This window comes from Bacillota bacterium (genome assembly GCA_040754315.1).
Classification (GTDB): domain Bacteria; phylum Bacillota; class Sulfobacillia; order DUSP01; family JBFMCS01; genus JBFMCS01.
On record JBFMCS010000001.1, the window covers coordinates 13,492 to 33,929 of the forward strand.

Annotated in this window: 23 protein-coding genes; 1 reads left to right on the forward strand and 22 read right to left on the reverse strand. The window is 59.9% G+C overall.

Annotation, left to right across the window (positions count from 1 at the left end; translation table 11 throughout):
* Positions 1-237 precede the first annotated feature (237 nt).
* The 4 genes from AB1576_00085 to AB1576_00100 all read right to left on the reverse strand — a co-directional run bounded on the left by AB1576_00085 (position 238) and on the right by AB1576_00100 (position 3,039).
* Complete coding sequence (locus AB1576_00085; protein ID MEW6080195.1) at positions 238-720, reverse strand: adenosine-specific kinase; 483 nt, start codon at positions 718-720, stop codon at positions 238-240.
* A gap of 31 nt (positions 721-751) precedes the next feature.
* Positions 752-1,384: a spermine/spermidine synthase gene (locus tag AB1576_00090; GenBank protein MEW6080196.1), complete on the reverse strand. Its 633-nt coding sequence runs from the start codon at positions 1,382-1,384 to the stop codon at positions 752-754.
* The gene (gene pheA, locus AB1576_00095; protein ID MEW6080197.1) at positions 1,381-2,202 is read right to left on the reverse strand and encodes a prephenate dehydratase; all 822 of its coding nucleotides are present in this window, start codon (positions 2,200-2,202) and stop codon (positions 1,381-1,383) included. The genes AB1576_00090 and pheA overlap by 4 nt, the downstream gene beginning before the upstream one ends.
* A gap of 228 nt (positions 2,203-2,430) precedes the next feature.
* Positions 2,431-3,039 carry an N-acetylmuramoyl-L-alanine amidase gene (locus AB1576_00100; protein MEW6080198.1) on the reverse strand — a complete coding sequence of 203 codons (609 nt, stop codon included), beginning with the start codon at positions 3,037-3,039 and terminating at the stop codon, positions 2,431-2,433.
* A 134-nt stretch (positions 3,040-3,173) separates the two neighbouring features.
* Between AB1576_00100 and AB1576_00105 the strand changes: the two genes are divergently transcribed.
* Positions 3,174-4,412, forward strand: a complete 1,239-nt coding sequence (locus tag AB1576_00105) for a DUF401 family protein (GenBank protein ID MEW6080199.1) — start codon at positions 3,174-3,176, stop codon at positions 4,410-4,412.
* A 6-nt stretch (positions 4,413-4,418) separates the two neighbouring features.
* On the opposite strand, the gene AB1576_00110 is transcribed toward AB1576_00105, so the two are convergent.
* From AB1576_00110 to AB1576_00195, 18 genes are all read right to left on the reverse strand, one after another.
* Positions 4,419-5,120, reverse strand: a complete 702-nt coding sequence (locus tag AB1576_00110; GenBank protein MEW6080200.1) for a phenylalanine--tRNA ligase beta subunit-related protein — start codon at positions 5,118-5,120, stop codon at positions 4,419-4,421.
* Between the two features lie 86 nt (positions 5,121-5,206).
* Entirely contained in the window at positions 5,207-5,392 is a 186-nt protein-coding gene (locus AB1576_00115; GenBank protein MEW6080201.1) for a DUF1540 domain-containing protein, read from the reverse strand.
* Between the two features lie 88 nt (positions 5,393-5,480).
* Positions 5,481-5,837, reverse strand: a complete 357-nt coding sequence (rsfS, locus tag AB1576_00120) for a ribosome silencing factor (GenBank protein MEW6080202.1) — start codon at positions 5,835-5,837, stop codon at positions 5,481-5,483.
* A 3-nt stretch (positions 5,838-5,840) separates the two neighbouring features.
* The gene (locus AB1576_00125; protein MEW6080203.1) at positions 5,841-7,139 is read right to left on the reverse strand and encodes an LCP family protein; all 1,299 of its coding nucleotides are present in this window, start codon (positions 7,137-7,139) and stop codon (positions 5,841-5,843) included.
* 1 nt (position 7,140) lies between these two features.
* Positions 7,141-7,743: a bis(5'-nucleosyl)-tetraphosphatase (symmetrical) YqeK gene (yqeK, locus tag AB1576_00130; GenBank protein ID MEW6080204.1), complete on the reverse strand. Its 603-nt coding sequence runs from the start codon at positions 7,741-7,743 to the stop codon at positions 7,141-7,143.
* 151 nt (positions 7,744-7,894) lie between these two features.
* Entirely contained in the window at positions 7,895-8,152 is a 258-nt protein-coding gene (locus AB1576_00135) for an RNA-binding protein (GenBank protein ID MEW6080205.1), read from the reverse strand.
* 35 nt (positions 8,153-8,187) lie between these two features.
* Complete coding sequence (nadD, locus tag AB1576_00140; GenBank protein MEW6080206.1) at positions 8,188-8,853, reverse strand: nicotinate-nucleotide adenylyltransferase; 666 nt, start codon at positions 8,851-8,853, stop codon at positions 8,188-8,190.
* A gap of 128 nt (positions 8,854-8,981) precedes the next feature.
* Entirely contained in the window at positions 8,982-10,655 is a 1,674-nt protein-coding gene (locus AB1576_00145; GenBank protein MEW6080207.1) for a long-chain fatty acid--CoA ligase, read from the reverse strand.
* Positions 10,656-10,882: 227 nt separating this feature from the next.
* Positions 10,883-11,557 (reverse strand): hypothetical protein, encoded by a 675-nt coding sequence (locus tag AB1576_00150; GenBank protein ID MEW6080208.1) that lies wholly within the window; start codon positions 11,555-11,557, stop codon positions 10,883-10,885.
* A 23-nt stretch (positions 11,558-11,580) separates the two neighbouring features.
* Complete coding sequence (locus AB1576_00155; protein MEW6080209.1) at positions 11,581-13,011, reverse strand: trimethylamine methyltransferase family protein; 1,431 nt, start codon at positions 13,009-13,011, stop codon at positions 11,581-11,583.
* An 87-nt stretch (positions 13,012-13,098) separates the two neighbouring features.
* Complete coding sequence (locus AB1576_00160; protein MEW6080210.1) at positions 13,099-14,424, reverse strand: hypothetical protein; 1,326 nt, start codon at positions 14,422-14,424, stop codon at positions 13,099-13,101.
* On the reverse strand, positions 14,421-14,903 hold the full coding sequence (locus AB1576_00165; GenBank protein MEW6080211.1) for a hypothetical protein: 483 nt from the start codon (positions 14,901-14,903) through the stop codon (positions 14,421-14,423). The genes AB1576_00160 and AB1576_00165 overlap by 4 nt, the downstream gene beginning before the upstream one ends.
* Complete coding sequence (locus AB1576_00170; protein ID MEW6080212.1) at positions 14,903-16,408, reverse strand: sodium:solute symporter family protein; 1,506 nt, start codon at positions 16,406-16,408, stop codon at positions 14,903-14,905. Before AB1576_00170 ends, AB1576_00165 begins: the two co-directional genes overlap by 1 nt.
* Before the next feature lie 107 nt (positions 16,409-16,515).
* Entirely contained in the window at positions 16,516-17,709 is a 1,194-nt protein-coding gene (locus AB1576_00175; protein ID MEW6080213.1) for a saccharopine dehydrogenase C-terminal domain-containing protein, read from the reverse strand.
* 345 nt (positions 17,710-18,054) lie between these two features.
* Positions 18,055-19,053 (reverse strand): GTPase ObgE, encoded by a 999-nt coding sequence (gene obgE, locus AB1576_00180; GenBank protein MEW6080214.1) that lies wholly within the window; start codon positions 19,051-19,053, stop codon positions 18,055-18,057.
* Positions 19,040-19,765, reverse strand: a complete 726-nt coding sequence (locus AB1576_00185) for a Spo0B domain-containing protein (GenBank protein MEW6080215.1) — start codon at positions 19,763-19,765, stop codon at positions 19,040-19,042. The genes obgE and AB1576_00185 overlap by 14 nt, the downstream gene beginning before the upstream one ends.
* A gap of 55 nt (positions 19,766-19,820) precedes the next feature.
* Positions 19,821-20,102: a 50S ribosomal protein L27 gene (gene rpmA, locus AB1576_00190; GenBank protein ID MEW6080216.1), complete on the reverse strand. Its 282-nt coding sequence runs from the start codon at positions 20,100-20,102 to the stop codon at positions 19,821-19,823.
* Between the two features lie 4 nt (positions 20,103-20,106).
* Positions 20,107-20,436 carry a ribosomal-processing cysteine protease Prp gene (locus AB1576_00195; GenBank protein ID MEW6080217.1) on the reverse strand — a complete coding sequence of 110 codons (330 nt, stop codon included), beginning with the start codon at positions 20,434-20,436 and terminating at the stop codon, positions 20,107-20,109.
* Positions 20,437-20,438 lie beyond the last annotated feature (2 nt).

Here is a 20,438-nt window from a genome sequence, read left to right on the forward strand (position 1 = left end):
AGACTCACATAGACACCTCCAGACAAGGCTTACCAAGCCGATAGCAAGGCAATTTCTCCCCATTACCAGGGTATTACCTGCCCGTTGTTTGTAACAGTATTAATAACACGCGCTTTTACAATATGTCAACTGCCAGCCAGTTGCCAAATTCAAGCCGGTTACCCTGGAGGGCACCCTGCTCACGGTACCGCGAATCAAAACGGGCCCGGGGTTCGACTTCCCAGGCCCGTGCTCTCACTACAGCTTGTAACCGAACCTTCTCAAAAGATCCTTGCGAGCCTTGATATCCTCCTCGCCTTCAATGCCCGCGCTGGCGCCACCGTCAATTACCCCCATTATGCCGCGTCCCTGGGGCGTCTGGGCCACGATGACCTGCACAGGGTTGGCTGTAGCGCAGTAGATGCCGCAGACCTCCGGCACAGCCTTGATGGAGTTGAGTACGTTAATGGGAAAGCCCTTGTCCATGAGAATGATGAAGGCATGTCCTGTCCCCAGTCTCATGGCGTTCTCAGCGGCTGCCCTCTCCAGCTCCAGGTCGTTCCCTGCGTGCCTCACTAGCCTAGGCCCAGAGGACTCGCAGAAGGCAATACCGTAACGAATGCCCCCGCCTGCATTGGCCATCGCCTCGTAGAGGTCCTCAACCGTCTTGATGAAATGTGATTGTCCCAGGATCATGTTCATCTCACCGGGTTTCTCGATCTGGACTACCTCAAGTGTGATCTCGCCTGCCAAGTCGCCACCCCCAGCGTATTTATGGCCTCTTAACCCCCACATACACACAGTCTTCCTCGGTGAAGCAGAAGTGCTCGGTGAACACCTGTCCAAACAGGTCCTCCAGCATTCTATTGGGCCCTGGGCACCAGATAGACACCGCACCGGGTATCTTCAACCGGACCTTCATTTGCTCCAATCCCGGGGCTGAGTAGAGCCAGCCGTTTGTCTCCCGAACGGTCATCTCAGGCCCGTTGTCAAGGTCCACCAGGATAAGGTCCCATGAAGGCCCCGTCTGGATGCCCCCTAGGAAGTCCCCATGAACAACCTCTACCCGGGGGTCATCCAGGCATTTCCCGTTGAGGTCCCTCAGGGCCCCCTTGTTCCACCGGATGATGGCCTCCTCCGTCTCATACACCCGGATAGCCCGGATCCCTGGATAGGACAGCACCTGAGCCAGGGTAAACCCCATGCCAAGCCCGCCCACCAGTACCCTCTCGGGCTCGAAGCCCAAAACCCTGACAGCCTCCGTTACCATGGACCTCTCCGAGCGCCCATTGTACGAGGCCATGATGAAGACCCCGTTCAGTATGATCTCGTAGTGATCACCAAGTCTCTGGAACTGTATCTCAGAGCCACCCGTCTCGAGCCTCTCTATGACTTCCCTGTTCACGGCGACCCGGAGGGGAAGGACCCAAGTACCCTGAGCATGGTGGTCTTGGTCCGCAGTTCCTCCATGGCCTGGCGAACCGGCACATCACTGGTGTGCCCCTCCACATCCAGGTAGAAAACGTACTCCCAAGGCTTGTCCCGGCTAGGCCTGGACTCCAGCTTCATGATGTTGATGCCCCTGTACGCGAAGGCGCCCAGGCACCAGAAGAGGGCCCCGGGAACGTGCTGCGTCATCACCACCAGGACCGTCTTGTTCCTCTCCCCCTTCTCCTCCCTCCCTCGCCCAATGGCATAGAACCGGGTGGAGTTTCCGGGATTATCCTGTATATCTTCCTTGAGCACCTCCAGGCCGTAGATCCTCGCGGCCCTGCGGCTGGCTATGGCAGCTGCCCTCTTCTCCCGGGTTTCCGAAAGCATGCGAGCGCTCCCAGCGGTGTCGTGAGCCGCCACAGGCTGGGCCTCCAGTTCCCTGATGAACCTGGCACACTGGGCCAAGGCCTGAGGGTGCGAGTACACCCGGTTGATCTCGTGGAGGCCGGTGCCAGCGGGAGCCATGAGCGAGTGCTTGACCAGGAGCATTTCCTCACCGAATATGGTGAGGCCGTGGCCCAGCAGGAGATCATAACTCTCGTTAATGCTCCCCGCATACGAGTTCTCTATAGGGATCAGCCCTGCATGGGCCGCGCCTGACTCCACACTGTCAAACACCTCCGGCAGGCTGGGACAGGGCATGACAGTCACCTCACCGAAGAACTTGACGACGGCCTCTTCGCTGTAGGCCCCCCGCTCCCCCTGGAACGCCACGATCCTTGTGTCCACACGGTCTCCCCCCGCTATTGTGCCTCACGAGTCCCACAGTTAGAGCCCACGCGGGCCCGCGCTTGCTTCTTGTCTCTACTAGGGTCTTTCCTGCCCTCCCGGGGCGGCAACGGCAGTCAGCACGAGCGCTTGGGGGATTCGCCGGAACCGAACACTGCCCTAACCAGTGCCCGCCACAGTCTCCTTAACACAGTTATACCCCCTTCCCATGACGTGGTAATTAGACTTCTACGTCCCGAGCCCCCATCCTTCACAGGCCTCCAAGGGCGGGATCTCCAGGAACTTCAAGAGGGCCCACACCACGGCCATGGCCGTCTGTTCCCTGTACCATGGGTTTTCCAGGAGGTCGGACTCGTACGGGTTGGTGATGAAGGCCATCTCAATAAGGCATGAGGGCATCCTGGTGGAGTGTAATGCGTAGAATTCCTGCCCAGGGACATCCAGGAACTTCACCCCTCGATCCCTTCTTCCTGTACCGGCCGCAAGGTACCTCTGGATCATATATGCCAAGACCATGCTGGGACCAAAGCGATTGTACCCATGGCCGGGGCCAGGAACCCAGGTCTCCGTGCCCTGCGCTGTCTCATCCTCCGACGTGTTACAGTGGATACCCACATAAACCCCAGCATTCCACCGGTTGGCCATTACACTCCTGTCAGCCAGCGATACGTAGACATCTTTCTCCCTGGAAAGGGAGACAACCGTCCCGTACCGGATAAGACACCTAGAGAGCCTCAAGGCAACATCCAGGGCAATGTCCTTCTCAAGCACTCCGTTCCTGCTTACCCCCCCGGAATCAGACCCGCCGTGTCCAGGATCCAGGAACACCCGCTTCATCTGGCATCACTCCAATTCTCACCAAGGTCCCCTACATAACTACGCAGGCGAGACCCGGTGAGTGCACAGGGTTTTCTGAGGCAAGGAGGATAAAGCCCTGGTGCATTAGAATATCTTGAAGGTGTGCTTGGGAGGTGGCCTACCTGGAAGTACTGAAGGTTTCCTCAGTCTTTGTCCTTATGGTGGTGCTCCTGCGGTTCAAGGTTAACCTTGGCGTAGCAATGCTTGCAGCCACAGCGTACCTGGCAGCCCTTTACCGCATGGCTTTGCTCACAGCCGTCTCAGTAGCGGCGGCTAGCGCCATTGCCGCCCCCACCCTGCTCCTCATGGCCACGCTCTACCTGATTATGGTGATGGAGAAGGTCATGAGTGACGAGGGGCTTATGAAACGAATGGTCAGCGGCCTAAAGGTCCTGGTGCCTGACTACCGGCCGGTCATGGCCATGATGCCCGCTCTGGTGGGCTTCCTGCCTTCCGCTGGCGGAGCCGTGTTTTCGGCCCCCCTCGTGGAGGCGGTCAGCTCCCAGTATGAGGTGAGCCCTGTCAGGAAGAGCTTCATCAACTACTGGTACAGGCACATTTGTGAGTACACGGTTCCCCTCTATCCCGGCATGATCTTGGCCGCTACGATGCTGGGGGTGCCCGTGACAACCATCGTGAAGTCACTCTTCCCTGGATCCCTGGCATCCCTCCTGGCTGGCATACCCGTGGCCTTCTCAGGGCTCAAGAGGCCGGTAGCGGCCCAGGAGACAGCGCCTCACTCAGAAAGAAAGAAGGCCCTTCTGGCGCTGGCAGAGGCCACTGGGCCAATCCTTGCTGTGCTAGCATTGAGCGTGGTCTTCGGGCTCCACCTGGCCACATCACTGGTGGTGGTAGTGGGAGCCCTGCTGCTCGTGTACCGCTATAGCATGAAGAAAGCGCTTTCGGTGGCCAGGAGGGCCTTTTCCCCGGGCACCCTTCTCCTGGTCATAGGGGTCATGGCGCTGAAGGACATGATGGAGGCCAGCGGGGCCGTGGAGGACCTCTCCGCGTACATGCAGGGTACTGGGGTAAGCCCACTTATACTGGTGTTCTTCCTGCCTTTCGTCGCGGGACTCCTCACAGGGTATTCCCCAGCCTGCGTTGCACTGTCCTACCCCCTTATCATCAACCTTCTGGGCACGGGGATAGATGCCGTGCGGCTTGGGGCGGTAGCCTACGCGGTGGGCTTCATGGGCGTCATGGTATCCCCTGTTCACCTCTGCCTTATCCTGACGGTGGAGTACTTCAAGGCCGACCTGGCCAAGGTATACAGGGCCATCTTCTTGCCTCTCCTGGCTCCTGTTGCCGCGATAGCCCTGTGGAACATCCTGGTCATCGGTAGACTATGGTAGCGCAGGCTAGAGATGGACCTCTGCGAAATCCCGGTGGGCCATGCCCACGGTGATGTGACCCCCCAGGTGTTCCCGCACTGCCTCCGCAAGGTAGTCCCGGGCTCTGGTTACTCGATCCAGGGTGCTCTCCCCGAACCCATCTATGGGAAAGAACAGATCGGCGCTGTCCTCCGTGACCTTGGCACCATCCCCTTGGCGCCACACCCACCTTCTTGTCCTGACCTCCAGGCCGTCCCCGTAAACGACCTCCCCGGCATCCACGGGTTCGGCATCTCCTCCACCCATGGGGCGAAAAACCTCTCCCGGCCGGGACAGCCTCACCTCCAGGTCTCCCTCGAGGCGCCCTAGGTCATGACAGCCCACCGGCACAAGGAATGTCAAGGCCGCCGAGTTTGCCAGGTCCACCGCCGCGTTGATGGCGGGCAACGCGCCTCCCTGGGACACCCGCCTGGCCAATGCCTCAATGGACGACGGGTACTTGTTTGGGTTGATGCCAACCTCGGCAAAGGCTGCCCTCCAGGCCTCGATGGCTGGGTGCGCCCGGGGGTCCAAGGGACCCAGCTCGCCCTGGGCTGCCCTGAGGGCAGCATCCAGCGCCTCCTTGCTTGACTTGGTGGATGGGCCGTTCCTTGCCCCGCGTGCCGCAACAATCCCTACCCGGAAAGTGGGAAAGAGGCGGAACACCGCCTCATCCACTCGGAATAACAATCCCCGGCCTCCTTCCTCCTCGCCGGCACCCCTTGGCCAACCACACAGCAGCAATCTTCATAGGACCGTCCTAAGGGGCGGTCACGTCAGCGGGGCTTGAACGTCACGCACTGCGTCTCCCGGGATGAGGTGGATTCTCGCTCCCCCAGCTCGCCTATCTCCATGTCGTACCCCCTACTGCTGTCGGTGGATACCTTAATGGCCCGGGCCTCACACACGTTGCTCGTTCCCCAGTAGGCGCAGTTTCTCACCGTGCACCTCACATCTGTCATCACTCTCACCCCCGGGGATAGGGTGTGCCTCCCGGCCCAAAAGAATACCTATCCCGCTCATGATCAAGGCCTCCCGGGAGGGGGCTCTTTACTCCACAGGCTCCGGCTCCATTTCAACCAGTGGGGCATCTCCCCACAGGCGCTCCAGGTTGTAGAAGGCCCGTTCGTGATCGTGAAACACGTGGACAACCGTGTCGCCGTAGTCCAAGAGAATCCATCGCCCCCGGTCATAACCTTCCCGATGCAGAAACACAAGCCCCTGCTCTTTCAGCCTCTCCGTGACCCTGTCGGCTATCGCCTTAACCTGCACAGGCGTGCCCCCGCTGGATATCACGAAGTAGTCGGCCATCAAGGTCACAGGCCGCACATCCAAGACCATAACATCCCTGGCCTTCCGGTCTTGAGCAGCCTTGGCCGCCTCCCTGGCAACTTCGAGAGGATCCAACTGTCACGCTCCCTTCCCTGGCAACAGCAAGGCATCTTTTCCCAGCGTGATGACAAGATCCCACTCAGCGTTCTCCGAGCGCCTGTCGTAGATTACCGGTTCCAGGTCCAGCCTTCTCAGTGACCGGGCTATGGTCTTTGGCAGAGCCGTATCCCCGTTCAACACCACCACTTCGGTGCTGTCCTTGGAGACCGCCTCGCCGATGCCGGTGGAGACGCGGTAGCCCTCTCCCCTTAGGTGCTCGGCCACCTTCTCCATGGTCATCTGTCCCTCCGGAGTTCCCAGAAGGCGCACCCGCACCCCGGAGTTGGCCTCCCTGTCGATCCCCCGGACCAACTCATCTACGATACGCCGGGTCTCGGCCTGGTCAGCCACCCAGTAGCTCAGGGTGTAACCCCCGTCAGTTATCACAGCGTCCTTCCCTGGTATCATCCCCATCTTGATCCCGCTCCGCTCGATTTGCCCAACAAACCCCACGAAGGACAAGATCTCCTTGGACTGCAGGTTAGTGTCGATGTACTTGGACATGTCGCTGGCAAGGGAGGGCAGTTTCAGCACGTTCCTGGTGGAGAAGAACTTGGCCAGGAGGGCGTCGATGAACCGCTGCTGGGCCTTGACTCTTCCGATGTCGGCATCGGTATACTCCCTGTAACGCACAAACTGCAGGGCCTCCTTGCCATCAAGCACCTGCTGGCCCGCCTTGATGTTGATGTAGAGATCCTGCTCAGGGTCGCTGTAGACCATGTCCCTCTCAATGACCATCTCCACGCCACCCAGGGCATCCACAATCTCGACGAAGCCCTGGAAGTCCATACGCACGAAGTAGTGAATGGGCACGTCCAGGAAGTCTGCTATGGTGTCCACAGCTAGCTGGGCCCCTCCGTAGGCATGGGCGTGGTTTATCTTCTCGTACGCCGGCCTCCCCGGTATCTGCACCCGGGTGTCCCGGGGTATGGAGAGTATGCCTGTCGAGCCCATCTCGGGGTCCAGACTGAGGAGCATCATGGTGTCTGTTCTCTGAGCCCCGAAGGTATACTTGCCGTTCACTCCCCCGTCCAGTCCAAGTACGAGGACGTTTATCCTCTCACCCGCCCCCGGAATGGGCATCTCCACCTCTTCCTCCGTCGCTATCCCCGTCATGAAGGTATAGAGGCTGTTGGCCGCCACCACCACCGCCACAGCCGAGGCAATGGCCGTGAAAGCGAGGATGACCCAGATGAGGTTTTTGTACCTTGAGCGTTTCTTGCGCCTTGCCGTACTGTATATCTTGGTATCCTCTTCCCACCCGCTAGCCTTGGCCATGCTAGGACCCCTCTTCCGGTTGACCTCTTTCAGCATATGTTGACGTAGACCGACCTTTTTTTGTTTCTCCCTCCCCCAGCAGCCAGTTCCATGCGTCAATGGTGCGGGGATGGATGACGTGTCCTTCCTTCAACAGGTACTCTAGGGTTCCTCGCATGGAGAGCAAGACCGCCCTGCCCAGATCGTGTGTGGCAGCCACCCGTGCCTCCCCGGCCCCGGGCATGTCCCTCCCGGGTTCAATGTGATCCGCAAGGTAGAGGATCATCTCCAGCGGGGTCATTCCAGGCCCCCCCGTGCTGTGAAGCGCCACAGCCCTGAGGATCCCGGGATCCCTGATATCCAGGTGCTCTCGGATGAGCGCCGCCCCGACCTTCCCGTGAAGCAGCGCTGGGCAGGCCCTCTCCACCTCGTCCACTGGCAACCCGAGGCGGCCGGCAACCTCTAGCACCTCCGTGTCTCGGATATCCCTGGCGTAGTCGTGCACAATCCCTGCCAGCGCCGCTGCGGTCGAGTCCTCCCCCCAGCGCTCCGCCAGCACCCTTGCGGTCTCACTTACACGCAGGCTGTGGCGGAACCTCCCGGGCGAAAGAACGCCCTCCAGCAATGCTGCCAGTCCAGCAAGGTCTTCTACTGCGAAGCACCCCCTGGAGAAGGTTTCTACCTCTTGCGGGAAAACCCTGCATATGAACTGAATAATTCAAGCCTCCCCATGGCCCGGTGAGAGCGAAAGAGGAGGCGTTGGAATAACCTATTGTCTAGAACCTGTTCTGGCGCGGACGCGCCTCATTTACCTTCAACGGCCTACCCGCAAGCAGCTGTCCATCCATGAGGTCAACGGCCTTCTTCGCCTCTTCGTCATTGACCTCCACAAAGCCAAACCCCCTGGACCGCCCTGTCTCTCTGTCCGTAATAATCCTACAGCTGACTACCTCACAATGAGGCGCAAAGGTTTGGGCCAGATCCTCCTCAGAGGTATTCCACGGAAGATTGCCCACGTACAGAGTCTTGGTCATTTTAAGAAATGTCACCTCTTATTTAGTATTTCCGGCTAGCTGTATGAACCGTCCATGTAGAGGCGGTTCTTCTCAATGTACTGCGACACCGCCTCCGGCACCAGATACCTTATGGATTTCCCCCCCTTCACCATTCTCCTCAGATCGCTCGACGATATTGCCAGCGCCGGCACCTCGAAACGGCAGATCCTGGTGAACAGCTGGCAGCCTAGAGTGTCCTTCAGGGACTCCATCCCGGCCATGCTGTAACCGGGCCTGGTAACCGCCACGAACTGGCACATCCCCAGTAGTTCCCGGGCGTTCTTCCAGCTCATGATCTCCAAGACCGCGTCCGCTCCCGTGATAAAGAATAGCTCTGCCTGGGGTCCAAATCCCTCTCTCAGGTCCTTCACGGTATCGATGGTATACGACACACCATCCCTGTCCAGTTCCATGGTGCTCACCTGGAAGCAAGGGTTCGACAGAGTGGCCAGCCACACCATAGCCAGCCGGTGGGAAGCCGGGCTGATGATCCGGTCAACCTTGTGGGGGGGGTTGTTAGCAGGTACAAAGACCACGCTACCGAGCCCTAACCCGATTCTCACTGCCTCCGCCGCTACCAAGTGCCCGTGATGAATAGGGTCAAACGTGCCTCCCATTATCCCGACTCTGGATGGCGGCCCGCCTACATCCCTAGCGCGTTCCCCGAAGCTGACTTCTATCTTTAACCGCTCCTCCCTACCATCAGGGATCCAGTACTACGTATTTACGCCGTTGGCTCCCAGATTCCTCCTCTTCTTCGCTGGACTGTAAAGCATTGGGAGGCAGAGTCTTCCAGGCCCCACAGGCCTTACGCACCTCGGAGCCTCTTCCCCTCTTCCTCCACCAGCACCCTGCGAAGCACCTTGCCCACCATGGTCTTGGGCAGGGCATCCCGGAACTCCAGGCTCTTTGGCACCTTGAACTTGGCTAGGTTCTCCCTGCAGTACTCTAGCATCTCCTCGACAGTGGCGGCCTGGCCCTCCTTCAGCACCACGTAGGCCTTGATGCTCTCCCCCTTGTAACTGTCAGGGACCCCCGCGGCCACTGCCTCCTTAACCTTGGGGTGCCCATAGAGCACCTCTTCTATCTCCCTGGGGTAGACATTGAAACCCCCCGCAATTATCATGTCCTTCTTCCTGTCCACGATCTTGAAGAAACCATCCTCGTCCATGCTGGCTATGTCCCCCGTGAACAGCCAGCCATCCTTGATGGCCATCTGGGTCTCCTCAGGCCGCTGCCAGTATTCCCTCATTACCTGGGGGCCCTTCACCGCCAGCTCACCGGTGGCCCCCGCGGTGAGGTCCTCTCCCGTCTCCAGGTCCACCACCTTTGCCTGTGTGTCCGGGAAGGGAATCCCTATACACCCAACCTTCCTGTGGCCGTACACCGGATTGCAGTGAGTGACAGGAGATGCCTCGGAGAGCCCGTAGCCCTCCACTAGGCGCCCGCCGGTGAGACGCTCGAACTGTGCCTGGACCTCCACGGGGAGGGGGGCTGCCCCGCTGATGCACGCCTTGATGGACTTCAGGTCATACCTGGAGACATCCGGGGCATTGTTAATGGCCACGTACATGGTGGGAACCCCTGGGAATATGGTGGGCCTGTACCGGTTTATGCTCCGGAGTATCATCTTCAGGTCGAACCTGGGCACCAGGACCAGTGCTGACCCTGTGGTCACCGCCAGGTTCATGCAGGTTGTCATGCCGTAACTGTGGAAGAAAGGAAGCACCGACATGATGATCTCCTTGCCGTCCTCGAAGTCCGTCAGCCAGGAGCGGGTCTGAGCAGCATTGGCCGCCAGGTTGCGGTGGGACAATACTGCCCCTTTGGGGGTTCCCGTGGTTCCCCCCGTGTACAGGAGGCAGGCCACGTCCTCGCACCTCGTGTTGACTTCCGGTGGAGGAGCCCCCCTGTGCTTGGCCATCAGGGACCCGAGCCAGTGGTCTTCCTCCTCCAGGTGAACACGTTCTCCCTCCTTTCTCTCCTTGAAGATGGTATAAAGGAGGCGAAGGAAGGGAGGGAAGTGCTCCTTGATGCCGGTGACGATGAGGTTCCTGATGCCTATCCGGTCTTTGATCCTCCGGGCCATGGGATAGAACCTAGCCATGGTGACGAGGGTTTCCGACCCACTGTCCTTCAGCTGGAACTCCAGTTCCCTCTCGGTGTACAGGGGATTACAGGGTACCATCACCGCGCCTGCCTTCAGCCCTCCATAGAAACATGTCGCCATCTGCGGGCAGTTGGGCAGGTGCACTGCAACGCGGTCCCCCTCTTGGACTCCTAGTGCCGCCAGGGCAGCGCTGAATGTCTCCACCGACCCCTTAAGCTCATTGTAGGATAGTCTTGTGCCTAAGAACAGCATCGCTGTGTTGTGAGGATACCTCTCCGCTGATTGCGCCAGCAGCTCGTGGAGAGTGAGCTCCGGGTAGGCGATGGCCGGGGGCACGCCGGGTTCGTAGCTCCTAAACCAGGGGCTATCCATTCCCTCCATCTCCTCCCAACGTAGGATGACCGGCTCGGCCACGTCCATACGAGCCACCGGCAGGCAAAAGCATGGCCTCGTGGACTCACAAGAGGGGGAGCTTTCCTAGGTTTTCGCCGCGAGATAGGGGACTCCTGCCACTTGGGTCACAATATTTGGTACTCTCTCATTATTCCCTAACTATTGTTAAGAACCTATCCATGTGCTCCAACCCTCGAAGATTGGGGTCACGGGGCAGCGTCTGGTGTCGTTTCCGTAATGACCTGTTTCCCCGTTATGAAAACGTAGGCGAATATCACGAAGCCCACGCTGGGACCCATGGGGCCCAAGAGCAAGATCTTGAAGAGGTAGGGAGACAGCACCAGCAAAAGAGCGGGGATCAAGAGGTAGCGCCGGTACCTCATGGAGAGCCTGGCCCGGGAAACAGGCTCTCCCTCCTGCCAGTAGACAGACACAGCCCTCTCACCCTCATGTGGCTCGGGGACCTCCAGGGGTATCCCTGCAAGGCCAGGGTAGGCCTGAGCCTCGGGGGGAATCACGGCTATGCCCCTTGCTTCCACGAAGATCCTCTTGTCCGGGGAGAGCTTCAACCGTCCTATGACCTGCATCACTTGGCCCTTCTCGATGGTGGTGTTGAGCATCATGTTCTCGAACTCCACCAGGACCCGCCCGGTGTTGTCGTCCAGGGTCCCCCAGAGCACGTTGCCAACGACCTCCAGGTGTACCAGGCGGCCGTCCAAAGCAAACCGCCGTTCCTCTCCCTTCAGGGAGCGGGGGCGTATGCGGTCCACAGACAGCGACAGCTGTTCGATTGTCATGGGCGGGAAAGCCTTAAGGCGCTTCTGCTTGCGATGCTCCTCCCTTTGCTCCAGCTTCCGAAGGAAGGAGGGCTTATCTTCCATTCGTGCTGCACCCCCGGTATTGTCTAGAGTACCAGCCCTGCCTTCTGGAGAATCCTCTCCAGCTCCTTTACCTGGTATTCATCCAGGAATCCAGGGAGCGGGTCCCGGAGGATCTCCTTCACTCGTTCCCTAGCCATGGAGAGTATGCCGGGCTTACCTTCCTGGACCCAGGCATCATGAGAGAGCCGTTGGTACAGCTGGGGTATGTAGTGCTCCCCCAGGCGTACCAGGCGGCAAGTAGACTCCTCCGCCAGGAAGTTGCCCCCCGGACCAACGCTCTTGATGAGTTCCACGAGGCTCATGCCAGGACCTGTGTCTATCCCCTTCTGGACCCGCTCTATCTGGAGACACATCTCTGCGTCCAGCACCATCTGCTCCAGGCACAGGCACTGGTCGGACTGGAGGAGCCCGATGCCTATGACGCCGTCGGACCCAGCGAGCATGGGGATGATGCCGTTCGTTACCTTCTCCAGGGAAGCCTGCACACCTGGCTCCACCGCATCGGTAACAAGTCCCGTGGTAATGCTGGGCAGGCCGTAGTAGCCAGCCATTTCCGCGCACGCCGCGTTTATGAGGCCCTCTTCCGGAGCCCCTGCGGCAAAGGTCCCGCGTCTCATGTCCATGACAGACCCAGCGGCCCCATAGACTACCGGGGTTCCGGGGGTGCATGACTGCAGCAGCGTCAAGGAGCTCAGTACCTCCACGTTGTTGACGATGACGGTTCCCATGAGGCTTGCAGGGGCTGTGGCCCCCGCCATGGGCATGGGAAGAGGCACCACGGGGACACCGTACTCGGTCAGGGCCATAACCGCTTCAGTCATGGGCCCGTCGTGTCTCAGGGGCGAGACGGGGCAGCACACCACTGAGAACACCCTCCTGGCCGCCGCCTGCTCTCTTCCCCCGGTAAGCACTTGGAGGGCCTCAAACACGAATGGCACCTCCTGGGGGCGGTGGATCTCATGCTGGATGTGCTTGCCCGTCCACCGGGCCGCCTCGAAGAACTCCTTCAGGGGCCTGACGTTTGCGGGCACATCCCCCGCGATTACCGGCCCCCAGTAAATCCTCACTGGATCCAGGGCCTCGGCGATAATGGTGGCCTGTACCAGGTCCTTGAGGGTCGACGGCCTCTGCTGCCCTGTGTCGAAATCCCGGGTATAGCTGCCAGAGCCATCGGTACCCACATGGCAACAGCTGCCGTCCAGGGCCGCGTCCATCTCAGGGTTCAAGCCCCCTAGGGTGACGCTGGAGGGGGCCCTGCCAAGCGCCTCCTCGACGAGGCCCGGGGGTATCAGGGCCCTCTTAGCGCCGAAGTCCACCTTTGCGCCTGAGTCCGCCAGGCATCGAAGTGCGGTATCGCTGGGAAACTCCACGCCAGTCTCCGCCAGTATTTCCAGGGAGGCCTGGTGAATCCTGTGCCTCTCCTCAGGAGAGAGCACCGATAGGACGGTTTCCATATGGCCCACACCCCCCATTGCGAGCCCCGCGGCCTTGGCCCCGGGTGAAAGAGGGGGGAGGTCGAGACGTACCCCCCCCTCGCCAGGTCAGACGTTCTTGTTCGGGAGATCCCGGAAGGCCTTGATCACAAGGTATAACCCAATGAACAGGAGGATGTACAGGAAGGTGATACTCCCCGCTATGAGCCCGGAGTTGTGGAAGTAGTAGTTGCCGGGAACGATCTCAAGGTACGGGGCGCCAAAGGGCATCCCGCTGGCTTCGGCCCATCCCAGGCTGTTGTGCTCCTGGCTCCACCTGACCATGTCCATGGGACCGTGAAGATTGAAGACATTGTCCTTCCACAGGTAGTGGGCGCTGCGGGTTCCCAGGGCGAAGGGGAGACGGGTCCCCTGCTCCCTCTCCCAGGAAGCGGCGAGCTCCGTGGGCCCGTAGGGCTCCCACCATGGCTTTGGCTGCCAGCCGCTGGGGATGACAAATGTTATGGCCTCGCCATCCCTGAGGGTCCAGCCCGTGGGTACCCCTTCATAGTCTACGGTGTACTCGAGGTAGTCTTCACTGTGGCCAAGGATGGCCGCGGCATCCTCCCCCGGGGGAAGAAGGGAGCAGGCCTCCCAGATCCAGCACGTGTAGTTGTCGGGATAGGGGTACCTGTACTCGTACAGCAGATAGGCCACGGCGGTCTCCATGTACAGGTCACTGGCATCCGCGCCTATGGTGCCCGAGAGGACAAGGTCATACATCCAGTAACCCACATTGGTCCAGGCCTCGAACAGCCGACCAGCCAGGGCCTCCAAGCCCCAGCCTACAGCCAGGATCTCCACCTCAACCCCTCCCGGTCCTCCGGAGACATCCACCTCAAAGATGCCGCCGTCTTCCGGTGAGAGCACTAGGTCGTCTTCATAGGCCAACGCACAGTCGAGCCTGTCATAGGCGTCATAGATGGCATCCAGCCAGGAAGTGACTACCTCATCGCCCTTTTCCTCCCAGGTGTCCTCCAGGTTCGCTATCTCCCTGTCGGAAAACCCCAGGACGGCCTTGGCCGCCGTGGCATCCAGGACCAGGGTGGCAGCGATCTTTACCGTGTACTCGTCAAACCCGTAGTCACCGCCAGGGTCCATCTGGGCAATGCGCTGGTCGTCCAGGTAGGTCATACTGAGGTTCTCTATGGTCAGGCTGCCCCCCGCCGCCTGCCTCAGGAGAGGAAGGCTTGAAAGAGTGAGCTCATCGAGGTTCAGCGCCTCCATGACCAGGTACCCGTCGGCATAGACGGTGCCATCCTCCTCATAGATGTCCTCGGGGTCCAGCCAGATCTCCTGGAACTCGAAGGTTACCTGGCGGGCACCGGTGGCAGCGGCAGCCAGGGGTACAGCCGCCACGAACAGGAAAAGGAGAGCAACGGTTAACCGTTTCACGGCTGCCCACCCCCTTCCTCGTGGCTGGCCTTGTTATTCGCCCGCCTGAGCCGCTCGGTCAAGGGGTGCCCAAAGATGGCCTGGTAGAAGCTGGGCTGGTCGTACACGGTCTCTACGTGCTGCCACTCTGACACCGTGATGTAGATGATGAACAACACACCATATATGCCGATGAGGCACCAGTAGGCAACGCCGATGAAGGGTTGGTTGTACACCCGGCAGGACCAGTACAGGATGAAGTACACCCCGTACCAGAAGAAGGGCCCCAGGAATGCCAGGATGAAGAGCTCCCGGTCAAACCAGGTGGCTCCCTGGTCAATGCTGGGGTCCTGGACAGGGGCCGCGTGGCCCTTCTTATCTAGGACCTTCGTCCTCAGGTCGTATATGAACCACGCGAAGAAGAACATAACCACAAGGAAGATGAAGGCTACTCCGCCAACGGTCAGGTAGTCCTTGAAGTCCCAGTCAGCGGTTCCCATCAGCTGGCAACCTCCTTCCGTTGGGCCAGGGCCTTGGTGTCTATGGGCTTGCCGAACATGTTGCCTATGAGGTAGGCCAGGAGCGCCAGGGGGAAGGAGAAGTAGATGGCCATCTCAGCCCACAGGTTCACCTCGGCTCCGAATACCTGGACCGTCCAGATGTAGGTGTCCCAGCCCTCCAGCAGGCTGCCCTTGGCAAACACCAGGAATATGTATACGCAGGCAGACACGAACCCTACCAGGGCTGCCATGGCCCCGCCCACCATGCTTTTCCTGAAGGGCCAGAAGAAGGCCCCCAGGATGGGTATCAGGCAGACAGAGGTGAGCACGGCGCACTTCAGGACCTCTACCAGCAGTATCCTGGGAAACACGAACATCATGAAGAACGAGACCACGAACATCCCCACCAGGCACCACTTGGTAAGCTTGAGGACCGACTTGTCACTCATGGTAGGCCGGAAGATCTTTCTCACGATGTCGTGGGACAGGTTGGCCGCGGATACCAGTAGGTACGAGTCGATGGTGGACATGATGGCCGCCAGCGCCCCCGCAAGGAACAGGCCCTGAAGCCCGTAGGGAAGGAACGTCAATACCGTAGTGATGAGGGCGTAGTCCTGCTTTATCTGGAACCCGGGGAAGGCAGCCCAGCCCACCAGCCCGAAGGCCACCAGGACCTTGTCAATGAGGATCCAGATGGTGATCAGGGCAACGAAACCCCTGACCGCTGTCTTGTGATCCCGCGCAGCAAAGAACCTCTGGTAGAATACGGGCTCCACTATGACAGTGAGGCCCATGGTGGCGTAGACAGCCATGATTACCCAGGAGAGCGAGCCTCCCGATGGGTCCAGGTGCCACTCAGGGTTCATGGCCAGTATGTGGCTCCAGCCGCCCATCTTGTAGAGGGCGATGGGCAGGGCGACGATCATGCCCAGCCACATCACAGTGAACTGGACCATGTCGGTGACGGCCACCGCCCAGAGGCCACCCATGAGGGTGTAGGCTAGTACCACCAGGCCCCCCACCAGGGCGCCCAACCACATGGGCCAGCCCAGCCACACATCAAAGGTGACACCCAGGGCCATGAGATGCGGGATGGGCAGGCAGTAGAAGATGCTGCTCAAAGCAGCGAAGAACCGGGCCACGTTGCCGTAGAACCTTCCCAGCACATCCGGCAGCGTGAGATCCCCAAGTATCCTCAGGCGAGCCACAAGGAAGAATACGAGGAAGATGGCAGCGAAGTCGTAGGGTGGGTAGTACGCTATCTGAGCTATCAGCCCCTCCGCGTAGAAGAAGCCAGCATCCGCATACATGTAGACCCCGCCGAAATACGAGGCCATCAGCGTTCCAACCAGAAGGGGCAATGTCATCATGCGCCCCGCCAGCATGTAGTCCTCGAAGTCATCGATCCTCTTGGACCATACTGCCCCCACGTAGACCATGCCTGCGAGGTAAATGGCTATGATGATCCAGTCCACTATGTGAGCGGTGCTTGTGCCTATGCCCACGGTCTAACCTCCCCTTTTCTGGATTTGCCAGGAGACCTGGGCGAACAATGGAAGTGCGGGTATCGACTCCCCCTCTTGGGTCTCAGTAGCTTCTTTTTGTCACTGTCTCATGCCCCCTTCTTCCTTAGAGTGCTCTCCCTTATGTATATGGCCAGTCCCATTTCTGCCAGGCGTTCCAAGAAGGGATCCGGGTCCAGCTGTTCCGGGCACACAACGCCAGAGCCCTTGATAGTGCCATCGGCTATCATCTCGGCCGTGGCAACAGGCGGAATACCGGTCTGGTACACCGTGCAGGTGACTCCCAGCCGCTGGAATGCCTCCTCGTGGCTGTTCATGGTGTACAGGTAGAACTCCTTTTCCTCACCGTTCCTCGCCCCGCGGACGAGGGTGCCCACGCATGACCAGCCATGGATCTTGCCGCTGAGTTCCACCGGCTTAGGCAGGAGGGCCGTGACGACATCCCTGGGGACCACCCTGACACCCTTCACTTCCACGGGCTCCGTCCTATCCAAGCCCAGAAGGTTAAGGGTCTTCAGAACCTGGACCAGCTGGTCATCCAGCGCATACTTAAAGTCACAGTAGCGAAGCCCCTTCCCAATATTTCGAGGGAGCATTTCTACTTCCTCGTGGGCTACCGTGTAAACCTTGAGGGCCCCTATGGGATCAGGAAAGGTGAACTCCTCGATGCCGGTCTCCAGGGGAACACCCAGGATGAACTCCCCGTCCTTGAAGGTCATGGGGGGTTGGACTATGCACTCATCAATGGCAACTTCAGGGGAGAAGTAGAGGGCGAACCTGTAACCCTGAACCTCGCCGTTGTCACCGTCCCTGACAAGGATCTCATCCACCCGGTCGAGCCTGTCGGCTGCGTAACGCGCGAATACGTTTGTGCAGCCAGGATCCACCCCCATGGAGAGAATCGCCATGCGATCGATCTCCCTGAACCTGGCATCGTACAAGAACTGCTTGCCAATGTGGACGTTCCCTGGGAGTTCCACCAGCCCGTCAGAGGCCATGTCCAGGTAGTGCACCCGGGCCCTCAGGGCGGCCTCCATGATATGAAGGTTGAACCTGGGCACCACAGCGTTTATGACCATGTCCACCCCTGCGAAGGCTTGGGCCATCTCCTCCACGCCAGCGGCGTTGACCCTGGCCACCTCAAATCTGGTGTCGTTGATCTGAGCCCCGAGGCGCTCGGCCCAGGTCGTGTCTAGATCCGCCAAGACAATCCTCTCAAATACGTCACGCTCTGCCATCTTCTTGGCTATGACAGTACCTACTCCTCCGACGCCTAGCACCATGACTCTCACGCTATTACCTCCTAACGGTCTGCCTCTTGCCCTCGAAACAGGAGAGCAAAAAATGTGCCATTACCCGTGAGTGCCTCCACGCCTGCTCGGGCCGGAGGGTCTTATCATATTCGATAAGCCAGCCTTGGAACGAATTCCTAGAGGAAAAGGCAAAACCCCCATTCAATAGGGGTTTAGGCAGGTGGGTGCAGGGGAATCCCGCTCGTCTCAGTTGTGCGAATTGTCCCAGTCATGAGACCTCGCTGGTGCTGCCAGGCGCCCATGTCCCAATAGTGGGATGGCACCCTCTCGAATTCCCTGAAGAGCACATCCATTCCGGGTACGGAGCCGTACGACCTAGCCCTTTCGGGTGTCCTGGTCAAGGAGCCGCTTGAGCCCATTCACGAGGGGGAATACGCCCTCCCCCGTCAGTGCGGATATGGGAAGAACCGGGATGCCCCGGTGTTCCAGCTCCTCTTGGAGCCTCATTGTGCCCTCGCTGGATCCGGGCAGGTCCGCCTTGTTCGCTGCGACCAGCCTGGGTTTCTCCAGGAGACCCGGGCTGTACAAAGCGATCTCTCTCTCCACAGTGTTGTAGTCGCCCACGGGGTTGGCGGAACTGGCATCCACCACATGGAGAAGCACCCGGGTCCTCTCCACGTGCCTGAGGAACTCGTGACCCAGCCCCTTTCCCTTGTGAGCCCCTTCAATAAGGCCTGGGATGTCGGCGATGACGAAGGCTTCCTCCCCCTCACCAAACACCCCCAGGTTTGGGCTCAGGGTGGTGAAGGGATAGGGCGCGATCTTGGGATCAGCAGCGGTGACCTGGCGCAGGAGGGTGGACTTCCCCGCGTTGGGCAGCCCCACCAGTCCCACGTCGGCGATTATCTTCAGTTCCAGGCTGAGTACCCGCTCCTCTCCGGGCTTGCCCGGCCCTGCCGTTCGAGGCGCCCGGCGTGTGGGCGTGGCGTAGCGTGCGTTGCCCCGGCCCCCCTTACCCCCCTGGGCAATCACAAGGCGTTGATCCTCCTGGACCATATCCCCGACTTCCTCTCCGGTTTCCGCATCCCTCACTGCAGTGCCTGGAGGCACCCTGACTATAAGGTCCTCCCCGTCTTTCCCTGAACGGTTCTTGCCCGCGCCGTCCTGGCCCCGGCCAGCCTTGAAGTGCTGCCGTCTCCGGAAATCCAGCAGGGTCTTCAGCCGGGAATCCACCACGAGAATGACACTGCCCCCGCGCCCGCCGTCACCGCCGTCAGGGCCCCCCCGGGGAACGAACTTCTCTCTCCTGAAGGATACAGCGCCATTCCCGCCGTCTCCAGCCTTCACCTGGATCCTCGCTCTATCTACGAACACCGCGCCACCACCGGCCCTTCGTCTTGCGTAGGGTGATTTCCGGGTCGCCACCCTTGCTTACCAGGAAGTGCCACCGCCACCCAGCCAGCGCCTGGCCAGCGGCCTCTTTCATGTTCCTGTCCTCGAGGGTCATTTCCATGCCCTGGCACACCACCACAGCCGTCCTGGATGCCTCGTCCAATTCCAGCAGGATGTCCTGGCCAGGTAGCGCCTTGTCGGCCACGGTCTTCAAGGCAAAGGTGAGGGCCTCCAGCGGCCAGCCCAAGAATCCCTCCTCCTTGACCCGTACCCGGTAGGAGACACCCTTCCAGGCCAAAGCGTAGAGCCCCTCGAGCACCACCTCGGCAGCCCGCTGGTCCGAGAGGGAGAAGACCTTTCCCTCCTCTGTGATCCTCTCCGAAGCGGTAACCAGGTATGAAGCCGCCCTATCAGGCCTGTTCATCTGGAGCCAGCCCGATATCACTTGGAGGTGGTTCATAAATGAGTGTCGCATGGACCTGGCCATGACCATGACCATGGGTCTAGGCCTAGGCCCCGGAAAACGCCCCCGGGACACGGAGAGGATCTCGCCTCCAAGCCAGGCCAGGCCAGGTATGGCCACTAGCCACCTGGCCCACCCGGGCAATGGAGCAAGAAGGAGAACCAAGATCACCAAGGCCGCCCACAGGCGGCCTACCAGTGACGAGAAGGGCATCTTCCCCAGCAGTGACATCTACCTCCCAGGCCGAGCGGGAACGCCAGCCCTACCAGTCATGGCCTTGGATGTGCTACTGGATCGCTTCCAGCTTCATCACGCTTACTCTTGTCTTTTCCTTGCCCTTTGGCGCGTAGGATACCACGCCATCAACCAAGGCGTAGAGCGTGTCGTCCCGCCCGATGCCCACGTTGGTGCCCGGGTGGATACGGGTGCCGCGCTGGCGCAGCAGGATACTGCCAGCCTTGACGCGGTGCCCATCATGGCACTTCACGCCCAGCCTCTTAGCGTTGGAGTCCCTCCCGTTCCTGGAACTCCCCATACCCTTCTTATGAGCGAATAGTTGCAGGTTCATGAGTTCACCCCCTATCCTTAGGCGGACCTTCGTCTAAGACCTTCACATGACGGGGATAGGTTCCGGCTACATCCTTCAGGCCCAGCACCATGGCTTCCAGTAAGACCCTGCAGCACTTGGGCTGGTCCACCGCCACCGCCAGGTATCCGTCCCTCTTTTTCACATCAGGTTTGAGTCCCAGGACGGTCTCCAGCCCCAGGACTGCGGTCTGGCTGAGGGCGGACACAGCGGCGCAGACAATGTCCTCACCTGGGTCAGCGTACCCGGAGTGGCCATCCACACAGAAAGAGGAGATGTTGCCCTCCTCATCCCGGTGAACCGTCACGCTAATCATTG

What these genes read in the sequence shown, in the direction of transcription:
- AB1576_00100 (MEW6080198.1), bottom strand. Translation starts at nt 3,039, where the DNA reads ATGAAGCGGGTGTTCCTGGATCCTGGACACGGCGGGTCTGATTCCGGG.
- AB1576_00115 (MEW6080201.1), bottom strand. Translation starts at nt 5,392, where the DNA reads ATGACAGATGTGAGGTGCACGGTGAGAAACTGCGCCTACTGGGGAACG.
- AB1576_00125 (MEW6080203.1), bottom strand. Translation starts at nt 7,139, where the DNA reads ATGGCCAAGGCTAGCGGGTGGGAAGAGGATACCAAGATATACAGTACG.
- AB1576_00135 (MEW6080205.1), bottom strand. Translation starts at nt 8,152, where the DNA reads ATGACCAAGACTCTGTACGTGGGCAATCTTCCGTGGAATACCTCTGAG.
- AB1576_00145 (MEW6080207.1), bottom strand. Translation starts at nt 10,655, where the DNA reads ATGGATAGCCCCTGGTTTAGGAGCTACGAACCCGGCGTGCCCCCGGCC.
- AB1576_00150 (MEW6080208.1), bottom strand. Translation starts at nt 11,557, where the DNA reads ATGGAAGATAAGCCCTCCTTCCTTCGGAAGCTGGAGCAAAGGGAGGAG.
- AB1576_00155 (MEW6080209.1), bottom strand. Translation starts at nt 13,011, where the DNA reads ATGGAAACCGTCCTATCGGTGCTCTCTCCTGAGGAGAGGCACAGGATT.
- AB1576_00165 (MEW6080211.1), bottom strand. Translation starts at nt 14,903, where the DNA reads ATGGGAACCGCTGACTGGGACTTCAAGGACTACCTGACCGTTGGCGGA.
- AB1576_00175 (MEW6080213.1), bottom strand. Translation starts at nt 17,709, where the DNA reads ATGGTGCTAGGCGTCGGAGGAGTAGGTACTGTCATAGCCAAGAAGATG.
- AB1576_00185 (MEW6080215.1), bottom strand. Translation starts at nt 19,765, where the DNA reads ATGTCACTGCTGGGGAAGATGCCCTTCTCGTCACTGGTAGGCCGCCTG.
- rpmA (MEW6080216.1), bottom strand. Translation starts at nt 20,102, where the DNA reads ATGAACCTGCAACTATTCGCTCATAAGAAGGGTATGGGGAGTTCCAGG.
- AB1576_00195 (MEW6080217.1), bottom strand. Translation starts at nt 20,436, where the DNA reads ATGATTAGCGTGACGGTTCACCGGGATGAGGAGGGCAACATCTCCTCT.